Annotated in this window: 12 protein-coding genes; 5 read left to right on the top strand and 7 right to left on the bottom strand. The window is 68.8% G+C overall.

The genetic code is table 11. The features are described 5' to 3' along the window. Nucleotides 1–487 precede the first annotated feature (487 nt). Nucleotides 488–1,060 carry a TetR/AcrR family transcriptional regulator gene (locus tag ACSMXV_RS00995; protein ID WP_473175791.1) on the bottom strand — a complete coding sequence of 191 codons (573 nt, stop codon included), beginning with the start codon at nt 1,058–1,060 and terminating at the stop codon, nt 488–490. A gap of 121 nt (nt 1,061–1,181) precedes the next feature. On the opposite strand from ACSMXV_RS00995, the gene ACSMXV_RS00990 reads away from it, so the two are divergent. From ACSMXV_RS00990 to ACSMXV_RS00980, 3 genes are all read left to right on the top strand, one after another. Continuing rightward, nucleotides 1,182–2,654 carry an amidase gene (locus tag ACSMXV_RS00990; protein WP_473175790.1) on the top strand — a complete coding sequence of 491 codons (1,473 nt, stop codon included), beginning with the start codon at nt 1,182–1,184 and terminating at the stop codon, nt 2,652–2,654. A gap of 34 nt (nt 2,655–2,688) precedes the next feature. Further along, complete coding sequence (locus ACSMXV_RS00985; protein WP_473175789.1) at nt 2,689–4,257, top strand: long-chain-fatty-acid--CoA ligase; 1,569 nt, start codon at nt 2,689–2,691, stop codon at nt 4,255–4,257. Nucleotides 4,258–4,401: 144 nt separating this feature from the next. Then, nucleotides 4,402–5,646 carry an NADH:flavin oxidoreductase/NADH oxidase family protein gene (locus ACSMXV_RS00980; RefSeq protein ID WP_473175788.1) on the top strand — a complete coding sequence of 415 codons (1,245 nt, stop codon included), beginning with the start codon at nt 4,402–4,404 and terminating at the stop codon, nt 5,644–5,646. A gap of 37 nt (nt 5,647–5,683) precedes the next feature. On the opposite strand, the gene ACSMXV_RS00975 is transcribed toward ACSMXV_RS00980, so the two are convergent. After that, on the bottom strand, nt 5,684–6,361 hold the full coding sequence (locus ACSMXV_RS00975) for a winged helix-turn-helix transcriptional regulator (protein ID WP_473175787.1): 678 nt from the start codon (nt 6,359–6,361) through the stop codon (nt 5,684–5,686). Between the two features lie 91 nt (nt 6,362–6,452). Next, nucleotides 6,453–7,289 carry an SDR family NAD(P)-dependent oxidoreductase gene (locus ACSMXV_RS00970; RefSeq protein ID WP_473175786.1) on the bottom strand — a complete coding sequence of 279 codons (837 nt, stop codon included), beginning with the start codon at nt 7,287–7,289 and terminating at the stop codon, nt 6,453–6,455. 252 nt (nt 7,290–7,541) lie between these two features. Between ACSMXV_RS00970 and ACSMXV_RS00965 the strand changes: the two genes are divergently transcribed. Beyond that, nucleotides 7,542–7,727: a hypothetical protein gene (locus ACSMXV_RS00965; protein WP_473175785.1), complete on the top strand. Its 186-nt coding sequence runs from the start codon at nt 7,542–7,544 to the stop codon at nt 7,725–7,727. Between the two features lie 53 nt (nt 7,728–7,780). Here ACSMXV_RS00965 and ACSMXV_RS00960 read toward each other — a convergent pair whose 3' ends face one another. Next, complete coding sequence (locus ACSMXV_RS00960) at nt 7,781–8,248, bottom strand: winged helix-turn-helix transcriptional regulator (RefSeq protein WP_473175784.1); 468 nt, start codon at nt 8,246–8,248, stop codon at nt 7,781–7,783. A 92-nt stretch (nt 8,249–8,340) separates the two neighbouring features. Here ACSMXV_RS00960 and ACSMXV_RS00955 point away from each other — a divergent pair, with 92 nt between their 5' ends. Continuing rightward, the gene (locus ACSMXV_RS00955) at nt 8,341–8,841 is read left to right on the top strand and encodes a PaaI family thioesterase (protein WP_473175783.1); all 501 of its coding nucleotides are present in this window, start codon (nt 8,341–8,343) and stop codon (nt 8,839–8,841) included. Nucleotides 8,842–9,119: 278 nt separating this feature from the next. Here ACSMXV_RS00955 and ACSMXV_RS00950 read toward each other — a convergent pair whose 3' ends face one another. The 3 genes from ACSMXV_RS00950 to ACSMXV_RS00940 form a co-directional block, all read right to left on the bottom strand. Continuing rightward, nucleotides 9,120–10,187, bottom strand: a complete 1,068-nt coding sequence (locus tag ACSMXV_RS00950) for an alkene reductase (protein ID WP_473175782.1) — start codon at nt 10,185–10,187, stop codon at nt 9,120–9,122. 541 nt (nt 10,188–10,728) lie between these two features. Continuing rightward, on the bottom strand, nt 10,729–12,618 hold the full coding sequence (locus tag ACSMXV_RS00945; protein ID WP_473175781.1) for a propionyl-CoA synthetase: 1,890 nt from the start codon (nt 12,616–12,618) through the stop codon (nt 10,729–10,731). 175 nt (nt 12,619–12,793) lie between these two features. After that, nucleotides 12,794–13,705 carry an alpha/beta hydrolase gene (locus ACSMXV_RS00940; protein WP_473175780.1) on the bottom strand — a complete coding sequence of 304 codons (912 nt, stop codon included), beginning with the start codon at nt 13,703–13,705 and terminating at the stop codon, nt 12,794–12,796. Nucleotides 13,706–13,899 lie beyond the last annotated feature (194 nt).

Here is a 13,899-nt window from a genome sequence, read left to right as displayed (position 1 = left end):
CCACCACGAGACTTGGCCAGCAGTCGGTGCGTCCGCAAGCTGATCCTCACGGGGACCGGTCCCGCGGGCGGCGAGGGCATCAAGAACGTGACCCGGTTGTCCCATCTCGATACCGTCCGGGGACTGCTCACCCTTCAGGACCCGAAGCAGTTCCTCTTCTTCACCCGCACGGCCAACGGGCGGCGGGCCGGGAAGGAGTTCCTGGCCCGCCTGAAGGAGCGCACCCACGACCGGGACAAGGCGATCTCCCTCATTTCGTACAGCAACCCAGTTCGGCCTGGCCCCGCTCGCGACGGTGCTCGAGGATCAGGCCGGTGTCCGCGAGGGTTCGACGCGAGGGCGGAGAAGCCCTCCCAGCGACTCCGTGGGCGGCCGCGAGCCGTCGCACTCGGGGCGCGCAGGGCCGTCACCGCGCGTCCGGGATCGACGTCCTCACGCATGGTACGGCGGAGCCGGCCAACCACCCGGCCGCGGATTGACCGCCCGCTCAGCGCATGAACGCGAGGGCGTTCTCAACTCCCTGCTCAAGGACCTCATCGGCGAACTTCCGGTCGGAGAGGGCGCGGGACAGTTGCAGCGTCCCCACCATCATGGTGAAGAGCCCGATGGCCTTTCCGCGAGCGGACCGCGGATCCTCAGGCGCCAGGCGCGCGGCGATCTCTTCCACGACGGCCCTCGCGCCGTCGGTGTAGGCCTGCTTGGTCCCGTCCTCGCAGCGGCCGATCTCGTCGAGCAGGGCGGCGGAAGGGCATCCGACGCCGGGGTGGTCCCGGTGCTCAGGTGACAAGTAGTCGCGAACGAGGTCCTCGAGTCCCGGGCGGCCGGGACGCGCAGTGCCGTACTTCGCGACCTGTGTGCGCAGTTCGTCGGCCACCACATGGGCGACGAGGTCGTCCTTGGACGCGAAGTGGGCGTAGAAGGCTCCATTGGTGAGTCCGGCATCCGACATCAGCGTGGAGATACCCGAGCCGTCGATGCCGTCCTGCTTGAACCGCTGGCCGGCCTTCTCGATGATCCGTTGCCGCGTCACCTGCTTGTGCTCCTTGGCGTAGCGCGCCACAGGGTTCCTCCATTCGCTCCGCGGGGCCGTTGCCTCGCACCCCATCCTAATCTATGGTCTGACGTGCGTAATATTATGGTCGACAGACAATTCCGTCTGCCCGTCAGAGATGAGGCGTGCCGTGAGCGACGTTCCCTTCCAGTCAGCCGTGGAGCAGTCACGCGCGCTGGCCGCGGGTGAGATCTCGAGCCGGGAGCTCGTCGAGCTGTATCTCGAGCGGATCGCCACCCACAACCCCGTGCTGAACGCGGTGGTGACCCTCGATCGCGAGCGTGCCCGTCGCGAGGCCGCGGATGCGGATGCCGCGCGGGCGGCGGGGCAGGACCTCGGTCCGCTGCACGGTGTGCCGATCACGGTCAAGGACAGCTTCGAGACAGCCGGGATGCGCACCATCGGCGGGCGCGTGGACCTGAAAGACCACGTGCCTGACCAGGACGCCGAGGCGGTCAGGCGATTGCGTTCGGCCGGTGCCGTGATCATGGGGAAGAGCAACATGCCGCCGGGCAACCAGGACGTCCAGGCCGACAACGCGGTGTTCGGTCCCTCATCGAATCCGTGGGACACGACCCGCACCTCCGGCGGGTCCGCCGGAGGCGGCGCCGTCGCCACCGCCGCGGGCCTTGCGGCGTTCGACTTCGGCTCGGAGATCGGCGGGTCGACCAGGATCCCCTCCCACTTCAACGGCCTGTACGGGCACAAGTCGACCTGGCGGTCGATCCCCCTCAGCGGGCATGTCCCCTACGGCCCGGGCGTGGGACGGTGGACGGACGCCGACATGGCCTGCGGCGGCGCGCAGGTCCGCGACGCACGCGACCTCGTTCCGATCCTGCGGGCAACGGCTGGGACGGCCGACCACGACGCCGGCTTCAGCTACACGCTCGCACCGCCGCGTGCGACCAAGCTGTCGGACTTCCGGGTCGCCGTCTGGGGCGAGGACCCCTCGTGCCCGGTCGACAGCGACGTCGCCGCAGCCGTGGACGACGCGGTCACTGCGCTGCGGGCGGCCGGCGCGAAAGTCACGATCCGGCCCGCGAGCCTCCCCGTCGACATTGCGACGAATCACCGGAAAACCTTCCTGCCCCTGCTCTTCGGCGCGCTGTCCTACGACCGCACCGGCCTCACACCTGCCCCCAACGCCGCGCTGCTGGCCCGGCTCGTCCAGCACCCGCGCGGCGACGCCGGTCCCGCCCTGCTCGGAACCTTCCAGTCCCACTACCACTGGCTGAAGGCCCACACGATGCGCAACGAGATCCGGCAGCGATGGTTCGAGTTCTTCAAGGACTTCGACATCGTGCTCATGCCGGTCACCCCGACGGCCGCCCCCGCCCACCACAACAAGCTGATCGACCGGTTCGGGCGGCCCTACGAAGTCGACGGTGTGCGACGTCCTTACTGGGACCAGATCAAGTGGAACGCCGTTGCCAACGTCTCCGGCGGTCCGGCGACGACCATCCCGGTGCGCAAGGGCAGGAGCGGACTGCCCATCGGGTTGCAGGCCATGGGGCCGAGCGGAGGCGATCTCACCACCATCGAGTTCGCCGCTCTGCTGGGTCGCGAAGTGGAGGGCTTCGTGCCGCCTCCGGCGTTCGCCTAGACCGACCGCACACACCCCGAGAACCAGGAGAGCAATGATGCTCAGCCCGAGCCGCAACGTCTCACGACTGCTGACGGATTCCGCGTCCCGTCACCCGGAGCGCACCGCGATCGTCTTCGGTGACGACCGGATCACGTACGACGCCCTCGACTCCGCTGCCAACCGTGTCGCGAACCTGCTCGTCTCGCGCGGGATCCAGCCGGGTGACAAGGTCGCACTGTCCTGCCCCAACCTGCCCCACTTCTCCAGCATCTACTTCGGCATCCTCAAGGCCGGGGCCGCGGTCGTGCCGCTGAACGTGCTGCTGAAGGCCCGCGAGGTCGCCTACCACCTCGCCGACTCCGACGCGAAGGCGTACTTCGCCTTCGCGGGCACGCTGGAGCTGCCGATCGGGCAGGCCGCGTGGGAGGGGTTCCAGGCCACCGAGGGCTGCACCGAGTTCTTCCTGATCGAGAGCGGCGGCGCGCCATGGCCCGGGGGCGACACGCCGGAGTCCTACGCCTCGGTCGTGGCCGGACAGCCCGTGACGTTCCGGACGGTCGAACGCGACGACGACGACACCGCGGTGGTCCTCTACACCTCCGGCACGACCGGTCACCCCAAGGGCGCGGAACTGCGGCACCGCAACGTGTACGAGAACGCACTCATCGGCATCGACCTGTTCGCGGCCGATTCCGAGCGCCCCGACACCTACCTGTGTGTGCTGCCGCTGTTCCATGCCTTCGGCCAGACCGTCATCCAGAACGGCGCCTTCGCCTTCGGCGGCACGATCGTGATGCAGCCAAGGTTCGAGGCCCAGGATGCCCTGCGTCTCATGCTCACCCACGACGTGACGTTCTTCGCCGGGGTCCCGACGATGTACTGGGGTCTTCTCGCGGCACTCGACGACACGGTCGACGTCGCCCACCTGGCAGCGAACCTTCGCGTGGCGGTGGCCGGTGGCTCAGCCCTGCCCGCCGAGATCCACAAGCAGTTCGCGAACCGCTTCGGAGTCACGATCCTCGAGGGATACGGGCTGTCCGAGACCTCCCCGATCGCGTCCTTCTCCCGGTTCGGCGAGGAGCCCCGCGTCGGGTCGATCGGGGTGCCCATCCCGGGCGTGGACATGAAGCTCATCCGCGACGACTGGTCCGAGGTCGAGGGCGGCCCCGACGAGATCGGGGAGATCGCGATCAAGGGACACAACGTCATGAAGGGCTACTACAAAAGGCCCGAGGCGACGGCCGAGGCGATCAAGGAGGGCTGGTTCCGCTCCGGCGACCTCGCCCGCAAGGACGAGGACGGCTTCTACTACATCGTCGACCGGTCCAAGGACATGATCATCCGCGGCGGCTTCAACGTCTACCCGCGCGAGCTCGAGGAGGTGCTCATGGAGCACCCCGCCGTCTCGCTCGTCGCCGTCATCGGCGTACCGCACGAATCCCACGGCGAGGAGATCAAGGCCGTCGTGGTGAAGAAGGCCGGGAGCGGCACGACCGAGGAGGAGCTCGCCGCCTGGGCGAAGGAGCGGCTCGCCGCGTACAAGTACCCGCGCATCGTCCAGTTCGTCGACGCACTGCCCATGACGTCCACCGGCAAGATCCTCAAGCGCCAACTCGCCTGACCGGCCCGGCCGAACAACGTCGGCGCTCATCGGCGGTCGGGCGACTCGGCCGAGGCCGCGGATCGAGCCGGCCGGCGCCCGTCTGCTCAAGGGCACCTGCACACCCCTGCCCACGCACTCACCCCGACCGAAGGAAACCCGCCCATGACGTCCCTTCACGACCACCTGACCCTGCCCAACGGCCAGGTGCTGCCGAACCGGATCATGAAGTCCGCGTTGAGCGAGGCACTCGCCGACAAGCGCAACGCCCCGGACCATCGCCTCGAACAGCTCTACCGCACCTGGAGCAGGGGCGGGTACGGACTGATCATCACCGGAAACGTCATGGTCGACCGCACCCAACTCGGCGAGCCGGGCAACGTCGTCATCGAGGACGACCGCGACCTCGCCGCGCTCACCCGATGGGCCGCGACGACCAAGGACGCCGGCATCCCGACCTGGGTGCAGCTCAACCATCCGGGCCGCCAGTCCAACGTGCTCGCCCTCGGGCACACGCCGGTCGCGCCCAGCCCGATCCCGCTCAACCTGCCCGGCGCGTCCAAGCCCCGCGAGCTGACGTCCGGGGAGATCGAGGACATCATCGAACGGTTCGCGACCGCGGCCGCGGTGTGCGAGACGGCCGGCTTCGCCGGGGTGCAGGTGCACGGAGCTCACGGCTACCTGGTCAACCAGTTCCTCTCCCCGCTGTCGAACCAGCGCGACGACGAGTGGGGCGGCGATCCCGAGCGTCGGATGCGCTTCGTCCTCGAGGTCGTGCGCCGCATACGGTCACGGGTGTCACCGAGCTTCGCCGTCGCCGTCAAGCTCAACTCGGCCGACTTCCAGCGCGGTGGCTTCACCGAGGAGGAGTCCCGCTCAGTCGTCGCGGCCCTGGCGCGGGAAGGACTCGACATGATCGAGGTCAGCGGCGGCAACTACGAGTCGCCGGCGATGGCGGGTTCCGCAGCGGCGTCGACGCGCGCCCGTGAGGCCTACTTCCTGGAGTACGCCCGCACGGTGCGCGGCCTGGTGGGCGACATCCCGATCGCGGTCACGGGTGGCTTCCGCTCCCGCGACGGAATGGCGGAGGCCGTCGCCGCCGGAGAGTGCGACGTCGTCGGCATCGGGCGGCCCACCGCCACGACGCCCGATGCCGCCGATGTGATCCTCACGGGGCGCGCCGAGGCAGTCGTCGCACACCAGATGCGCTATGGGATGCGCCGCGTGCTCGGCAAGGTCGCCGACATCAAGGCGCTCGACGGCGTGCTCGACCTCAGCTGGCATGCCGACCAGCTGCACCGACTGGGCGCCGGCCTTGATCCCGACCTGCGCCGCGGGCGTCTGGCCACCACTGTCTCCATGGTGCGGCGAAACGGCAGGGCGTCCTTCCGTCGCAAGCGCGGGGCCTGAGGCCCCACCCGGCCCTCCCGCGAGGCAGAGTGAGAGATCAGGTCGTCAATGGGGCCGGCTGACCAGCGGTATGCCGTCGAGCCGCCTCGGCGAAGGTCTCGAAGAGACGACTGACCGCCGCGATATCGCCGCCCATCGTGAGGCGGCCGGAGCTGACGGCGGCGGACGGCGTCTCACTTCCGAGGGACAGCGCGATGAATGTTCCCGCGTCGCAGGCGATCGTAGAGGGGGACGACGCGGGTGACGGTCCGGACCGGACCTGGAGGACTCCGTCGCTGACGGTCATGGAGAACCTTCCGCCGGCATCGACGTCGCACTCAAGAGCGAGGTCGGCCAGCCGACCGGGATCCGCCGCTGCCGTCATGCACAGCGCCACCATGTCCGGACGGGCGGTTGAGGGGTCGACGCCGTTGCTCATCAGGCCCAGGCCCCACAGGCCGAGTCCGATGATCGGGGTTCTCAGCCCTTCGCCGAACTCGGTCAGGGTGTACTCCGGCGTCGGCTCGGCCTTGGAGACGACGCCGATCGCGTGCAGAGTGCGAAGCCGGTCGGTGAGGCGATTCGGTCCGATCGACGGCATGCGACCGAGGATCTCGGTGAACCGCTTCGGGCCCAGCAGCAGCTCGCGGAGGATGAGTACGGTCCACCGCTCGCCAAGCACATCCATCGCTGTGGCAATTGGGCAGGCCTGCCCGTATCTGCGTACCGCTCCCATGTGTTCCACTCTACTGACGGTTCTGACCGGGCAACGCGAGGGCCAGGACGTTCCATTCGACCTGGCCCTCGTACGACAGCTGCTATCGGACTCAACGTCCTTCGAGCTTGCCGAGCAGCGCGCGTACTTGGAGGTCACGTGCCAGACGCGCGTCGATTGCCGGGTTGATCACCCCTCGCAAGACGGACAGCGGTGTCCAGCGAGCCGGCCGGATCACGCGGGGTGAACGGTGCTCGATGGCATGCGCGATGGCATGGGCAGCCTGGTCCGGGTCAAGGCGCTTGCGCAGCGGTCGCGGCGTTGTCCTGGACAGGAGCTTGCCGATCGTCGGGTCCTCGTCGACGCCGTTTCTGATCATGTCCGTCTGGATCAGCGAGAAGTAGGCGGTGGTGGCAGAGGCGCCGTGCTGGGCGAGTTCCACTCGGAGTCCGCGTCCGAGCTGCTCAACCGCGGCCTTGCTCATGGCGTAGGGAATCGCCCCCATGCCATTGAGGAAAGCGAATACCGAACTGATCAGCACGACCTGACCCTGGTTGGCGACGATCTGCTTCATCGCCGCGTTCACGGTGTTGATGGCACCGATGACGTTCACGGCCAGCACTTTGTCGATCGCGGGAGCGGGCATGGTGCGCAGTGTGGAGCCGCGCCCCATGATGCCGGCGTTCGCGATCACGACGTCGACCCGGCCGAACCGCTCACATATGTGGGCTACGGCATCGTCGAGCCCGTCGCGGTCGCAGACGTCGGCAGTGAAGCCGGCGACACCAGACGGTGAGATGCGTGCTGCGATCTCCGGCGTGTCCGGATGCAGATCCACGATGCCGACCCGTGCGCCGCGGGCGAGGAGAGCCCGAGCCGTCGCGCTGCCGAGCCCCCCGGTGCCGCCGGTGATGAGTACGACCTTGTCGGCGAGTTCGTATGCAGTCATGCGGATGCCTCGTCTTCAGTCATGGGGTTTGTCCGCGTCCACGTTCAGTGCGGCGAGTCCGAATTCAGGGCCGAGGGGCGGGACTTCGCGATCATCGTCGGCGCGCCGCTCCCGTTGTGAGCACACGTTGACCGCCCAGCGACGCCTTCGTAATGAAGCGGACGCTAGCAAGAGCTATATGAAATGTATAGTCATCACGCGCGATCGGTTCATGTCCCGAACCGGCCATCGGCACGTGTGAGTTGCCGCGCCGTGAACTCCTGGACGAGCGCGGCGCCCCACCGTGGAGTGCATTGGCTGATCGCCGAAACGGAGGCCTCGCTGGGCGGTGCGTTCATCGATGCGGTGGCGGAGGTGGACATCGGGCTTGAGCGGTTCGTGCAGATCGACGATTGCGACACGTCATCGTCGGGGGCGAGCACCTGTCGCTCCTGGTGACCGAAGAGCTGACGTTCCATCGCCGTCTGGCCCGCGACCGCGAGGCCGATGGCTCACGACCGGAGGCGGGCGCCTGATCCCAGCCGGGCGGTGACCTCACGGGGAGTGAGGGTGGAGTGCTCTGCGGAGCACTCGACGACGACGCGGACCGGGGCGTCGCAGTCGGTGTGGCGGACGTCCAGTACAGGACCCTCGGAGCCGAGCGCGTACGCCTCGCCCCACTGGCTCAGCGCCATCAGGACGGGCCATAGGTCCCAGCCCTTGCGGGTCAGGCGGTATTCGTTGCGGGAGCGGCTGCCGGGCTCCTGGTAGGGGACGGTCTTCAGGATGCCGGCCGAGGTCAGCTTGCGGAGGCGGTCGCTGAGTACGGCTTCCGACAGGCCGATGTGGCGGTGGAAGTCGTCGAAGCGGCGGACTCCGTTGACGGCGTCACGCAGGATCAGCAGCGTCCATTTCTCCCCGATCACGTCGAGCGTGCGCTGGACGGGGCAGTTCTCCGTGCTCGCCTCAAGCCACTCCATCCCGCCATCGTAAGGGCCTGGCTTTGTTATTGACAGTCAGGTGAGCCGGAAGCTAGCTTCACTTGCAAAAGCCAGATGGAGGGCACTCGGTCGTGGGACGAACACGTACGTATCAATGGGAAGATCCCGCGATTCTGGCGGAAGCCGCTGGACGCATGGCCGGTATCGACTTCCTGCGCGAGGTGCAGGCGGGGCAACTGCCGGGGCCGCCCATCAACTACGCCATCGACTTCACCCTGGAAGAAGTGGAGCCTGGCAGGGCGGTCTTCTCCCTGACACCGGGGGAGGAGCACTACAACCCGATCGGCAGCGTGCACGGCGGCATCTTCGCCACCCTGCTCGACTCGGCGGCGGGTTGCGCCGTCCAGTCCACCCTCCCGCAAGGCATGGCGTACACCTCGCTCGACCTGACGGTGAAGTTCCTGCGGCGGATCACCGTGGACACGGGGACGGTGCGCGCCATCGGCACGGTTGTCAGCAAGGGTCGTCAAACCGCCCTCGCCCAGGCGCAGTTGGTCGACGAGACGGGCCGTCTGCTCGCCCACGCCACCAGTAGCTGCATGCTCTTCCCGGTGCCTCCCTCTCAAGGGTGAGCGTCAACGGCGACCGGTGCATCGGACCTCTCCCCTTGCGCACCGACGCCTCATTCCTCCCCGTCTCATCCCTCCTCGCTGTTGACCTGCGGAGGGCGATGTCTGTGCGGTGATGCCGGACTCCCTTGACCTCGGCGCAGAACGCCGGGGTACCAGGTGAAACAGCTGCGGCGCACGTCGGTGGCGGCCCGTAACTCCTCGGGTCGCCGGCCCGACGTGCGCCGCAGCCGTGTCGTAGCGCCCGAAGTAGGTGGCTTGCTCGGGCGCCCGGCTCTTCGTCAGGCGGCGTAGGTGGGGTAGTCGGTGTAGCCGGCCGCGCCGCCGCCGTAGAAGGTGGCGGGGTCAGGGGTGTTCAGCGGGGCGTCGGCACGTACGCGCTCGACCAGGTCGGGGTTGGCGAGTGCCATCGAGCCAACGGTGATGACGTCGGCCAGGCCGGCCTCGATGTCCTTGGCGCGGGTGGCTATGTCCGTGCCGGCCCGGTTGAGGAGCAGCGTGGTCGGCCACAGCTTGCGGAGGGTGTGCAGGAGTTCGTCGTCGCCACCGTGGCCGATGTGCAGGTAGGCGAGGTTGAGGGGTGCGAGGGCGCGCAGGAGGTGCGGGTAGAGCTCGTGGGGGTCGTTCTCCGTGAGGTCGTTGAGCTGGAACGGGTTGCCGGGGGAGATCCGGATGCCGGTGCGGCCGGCGCCGATCTCGTCGGCCACGGCCGTGGCGACCTCGACGGCGAAACGGATGCGGTTGTCGAGGGAGCCGCCGTACTGGTCGGTGCGCTGGTTGGCGCTGGGGAAGAGGAACTGGTTGACCAGGTAGCCGTTGGCCCCGTGGATCTCGACGCCGTCGGCGCCGGCCGAGATGGCGGCCGCGGCGGCGCGCCGGAAGTCGTCGACCGTCGCGGCGACCTCCTCGGTGGACAGCTCGCGCGGCACCGGCATCTCCTGGGGCCCGGAGGCGGTGAACGTGAGGCCGGTCGGCTTGATCGCGGAGGGAGCCACCGGCTGCCGGTGGTGGGGGGTGTTGTCGGGGTGGGAGATTCGCCCGGCGTGCATCAGCTGGATGACGATGCGCCCGTCGGCCTTGTGTACTGCGTCGGTGACTTTCCGCCAGCCCGCGATGTGCTCCACCGTGTAGATGCCCGGGGTCACCGGGTAGCCCTGGCCGTCGGCGGAAGGCTGGGTGCCCTCGGTGATGATGAGCGCGTGCGAGGCGCGCTGGGCGTAGTACTCGGCGTTCAGCTCGGTCGGGACGCCTTCTGGGGTGGCCCGGCTGCGGGTCAGGGGGGCCATGGCCAACCGGTGCGGCACGGGGATCTCTCCGACGACGGTCGGGTTCCACAGGGCGTTCAGCATGGGGGATTCCTCAGGTTATGGGTGGTTGATGGCTGGGAGGGCGTGGCTGGGAGGGCGTGGCGGTCGGCGTGCCGGGTCGGCCGGGTGGAGGCCGAGCCTTCCTGCCGGTAAGCCCGATGGCGCATGCGGTATGAGCGCCCCTCTTATAGAATTACGATCGTAATGTTATGCGGCGAGGCTGGCCGGCGCAAGAGGGGTCATGGCGGTCGGGTCTGTGTGGCCGTCGGCCGAGTCGGCCCACGGCAGGCGGACTTCCGGCGCGTGACGGAGCGTGGGTGCGACACGCGGGACCGCGGACTCATTGCCGACAGCTCCTCCGTGGTCGGCTTCGTCCCGGAGCAACTACGTGCGACCACCAACCGGCCGATCGCGGCGGCGGTCAAGGGCGGCGACGCCCCGACGCCGTCGGCAGGGCGATCGTCGTCGCAGCGACCGGCCCGGCGTCGACCTGCGGTACGCCCTCACCCAGGCCGAGGGGTCGGGCCCGGAGTCCGGCGGCGCGCGCCGTTTCGTCAGCGCCGGCCGGCCGTCGGTCAGCCGTTCATGACGTGTCACCGTCGCGACGGAGAACAGGGCGCAGGGCCTCGATGACGCTGGGGTCGTCCACGGTGGAGGGGATGGGTTCGTCGTGGCCGTCGGCGATGCCGCGCATCGTCTTGCGCAGGATCTTTCCCGAGCGGGTCTTGGGCAGGGCGGCCACGACCGCGACGTCCTTGAGGGAGGCGACGGCGCCGATGCGTTCGCGTACGAGTTGGACGAGTTCGGCCTCGACCTCGCTCGCTTCGCGGCTGATGCCGGCTTTCAGGACGACGAAGCCCCGCGGGACCTGTCCCTTCAGGGCGTCGGCGACGCCGATGACGGCGCATTCGGCGACATCGGGGTGGGCGGCCAGGGCCTCTTCCATGCTGCCGGTGGACAGGCGGTGGCCGGCGACGTTGATGACGTCGTCGGTGCGGCCCATGACGAAGACATAGCCGTCGTCGTCGATGTGGCCGCTGTCGCCGGTGAGGTAGTAGCCGTCGTAGGCGGAGAGGTAGGAGGCGACGTAGCGGTCGTCGTCGTTCCAGAGGGTGGGGAGCGCGCCGGGCGGCAGGGGGAGCTTCACGACGATCGCGCCGTCGACCCCCGCGGGCACCGGCTCGCCTGAGGGCGCGAGGACGCGGACGTCCCAGCCCGGCAGCGGGCGGGTGGGGGAGCCGGGCTTGAGGGGAGCGGCTTCGATGCCCACAGGGTTGGCGACGATGGGCCAGCCGGTTTCGGTCTGCCACCAGTGGTCGATCACCGGGACGCCCAGGAGGGCGCTCGCCCAGTGGTAGGTCTCGGGGTCGAGGCGCTCGCCGGCGAGGAAGAGGTAGCGCAGGCTGGAGAGATCGTAGTCGGCGCTGAGGCCCCCCTTCGGGTCCTCCTTGCGGATGGCGCGGAAGGCGGTGGGGGCGGTGAACATGGTCTTGACGCCGTACTCGGCGGCGACACGCCAGAACTGGCCCGCGTCCGGAGTGCCGACCGGCTTCCCCTCGTACAGGACCGTCGTGGCGCCGACCAGCAGAGGCGCGTAGACGATGTACGAGTGCCCGACGACCCAGCCGACGTCGGAGCCGGTGAACATCGTCTCGCCCGGCCCCACGTCGTAGACGGCCCCCATCGACCAGTGGAGGGCGACCGCGTAGCCGCCGCAGTCACGCACGACTCCCTTGGGCTTTCCGGTCGTTCCGGACGTGTAGAGGATGTACAGGGGATCGGTGGCGGCGACGGGAACGCAGTCGGCCGGTGGTGCGGCGGCGACCAGCTCGGCCCAGTCGAGATCGTCCGGCCCCAGCGCGGCCCGCTCCTGCGGGCGTTGCAGGATCACACGCTTTTCCGGTTTGTGCACGGCGAGTTCGATCGCCCGGTCGAGCAGCGGCTTGTACGCGATGACGCGCTTGCCCTCGATGCCGCAGGAGGCGGAGACGACCACCTTGGGGGCGGCGTCGTCGATGCGGAGGGCGAGTTCGTGCGGGGCGAACCCGCCGAAGACGACAGAGTGGACCGCGCCGATGCGCGCACAGGCCAGCATCGCGACGGCGGCCTCGGGGACCATCGGCATGTAGATCACCACGCGGTCGCCGTGTCCCACGCCGAGCTGTGCGAGCGCTCCGGCGCAGGCCGCCACCTCGTTCCTCAGCTGGGCGTAGGTGTAGGTGCGGCCGGTGCCGGTCACGGGGGAGTCATAGACCAGCGCGGGTTGTTCGCCTCGGCCGGCTTCGACGTGCCGGTCGAGTGCGTTGAAACAGACGTTGAGCCGCCCATCGGGAAACCAGCGGTAGAAGGGCGCGCCCGAGGAGTCCAGGGCGCGTCGCGGAGCGACATCCCAGTCGATGCCCTCTGCCGCTTTCAGCCAGAAACCTTCCGGGTTTTCGGTGCTGGAGCGGAAGACATCCTCGTACATTCCCATCGCGCACTCCTTCGTGGCATCGAGGGACCGGTGGTGTGGCGGTGTACAGAACGGTGTTGGACACAAGTACCGTATGCCGGCCGACATGGTCGAGGATGCCGGAGACCGGCGGTCCGGTCACCGGCATCGCGGTGGTGGGGCGGACCCCCCCAGCAGGCTCCGCCGTCAGGTCTGCTCAGGTGCCGAGGTGCTTGCGGAGCCACTGACCCATCTGCTGGATCGCCTGGTCCACCTCCGGTACGCGCCCCGCGCCCAGGATGAAGGAGTGCTGCCCCTCGGGCATCGGGTGGACCTCGGAGGTGACCTTGAAGTCCGCGAGGCGGCGGCCGAGCTCGGCGCCGTCGTCGGCGAGGGTCTCGTACTCGCCGTAGTGGACGACCGTGGGCGGCAGGCCGGTCAGATCGGCATGCACGAGGCTGAGCTGCGGGTCGGCGAAGTCCACGGCGGGGTCTTGCAGCCAGGCTCCTCGGAAGAGCTCGAGCGTGGTCCTGCTGAGCATCTTGTCGTTGTCTTCGTTCTCGTCGACCGAAGGGTTTTGGATGGTGAGGTCGGTCCACGGCGAGACGCTGACGATCGCGCCCGGGGTCGCCTCGCCCTTCGCGAGCAGACGCAGCGGCAGCATCACCGCGAGGGTGCCGCCGATCGAGTGGCCCGTGCTGCCGATGTTCCTCGGCTCGTAGCCCTGCGCGAGCAGCCACCGGTAGGCCGTCTCGGCGTCGTCGAGCTGCGCCGGGTAGGGGTGCTCAGGCGCCAGGCGGAAGTCCACGACGAGTGAGCGGGCTCCGGCCGCCTTCGCGATGTGGCCGGCGGCCTTGCGGTCGGAGTGCATCGAGGCGGTGACCGATCCGCCGAAGTGGAAGTGGAGTAGCGCCCGGTCGGGGTCGGCGTTCTCGGGGATGGCCCACAGGGCGGGGACGCCGCCCGCGTCGACCTCGGCGTAGGTGACGCCTTCGGGTTCGGTCGACGCCTTGTGGTTCGAGTCGACGATGTCGCGGATCACGGCCAGGTCGAGGCCGGGTGTCGACGACTTCGCGCTCACGCTCTCGAGGAACTGCGCGAACTGCTGTGCCTCTGGGCTTGCTCCCATTGGTGGTGCTCCTTCACAGGTTGCTGCCACGCCCACTTCCCGCGTGCAGCCGGGTTGATGTGCTGGTCATGACGCTACAAGCTGAGTATAGGAAAGTAAACTTAGGCGAAGAGGTCCCCCCATGGATGCGAGGAGGCTCTTCAGGGCATCGGCATGGACCCCGACTCGACCGGGAGACGTCGAACTGCTCGATC

The organism is Streptomyces sp. DSM 42067 (assembly GCF_055792885.1).
Note: the sequence above shows the minus strand (reverse complement) of the source record. Positions and strands in the feature narration are given on the sequence as shown.

What these genes read in the sequence shown, in the direction of transcription:
- ACSMXV_RS00980 (WP_473175788.1), top strand. Translation starts at nt 4,402, where the DNA reads ATGACGTCCCTTCACGACCACCTGACCCTGCCCAACGGCCAGGTGCTG.
- ACSMXV_RS00940 (WP_473175780.1), bottom strand. Translation starts at nt 13,705, where the DNA reads ATGGGAGCAAGCCCAGAGGCACAGCAGTTCGCGCAGTTCCTCGAGAGC.
- ACSMXV_RS00975 (WP_473175787.1), bottom strand. Translation starts at nt 6,361, where the DNA reads ATGGGAGCGGTACGCAGATACGGGCAGGCCTGCCCAATTGCCACAGCG.
- ACSMXV_RS00960 (WP_473175784.1), bottom strand. Translation starts at nt 8,248, where the DNA reads ATGGAGTGGCTTGAGGCGAGCACGGAGAACTGCCCCGTCCAGCGCACG.
- ACSMXV_RS00945 (WP_473175781.1), bottom strand. Translation starts at nt 12,618, where the DNA reads ATGGGAATGTACGAGGATGTCTTCCGCTCCAGCACCGAAAACCCGGAA.
- ACSMXV_RS00970 (WP_473175786.1), bottom strand. Translation starts at nt 7,289, where the DNA reads ATGACTGCATACGAACTCGCCGACAAGGTCGTACTCATCACCGGCGGC.
- ACSMXV_RS00985 (WP_473175789.1), top strand. Translation starts at nt 2,689, where the DNA reads ATGATGCTCAGCCCGAGCCGCAACGTCTCACGACTGCTGACGGATTCC.
- ACSMXV_RS00950 (WP_473175782.1), bottom strand. Translation starts at nt 10,187, where the DNA reads ATGCTGAACGCCCTGTGGAACCCGACCGTCGTCGGAGAGATCCCCGTG.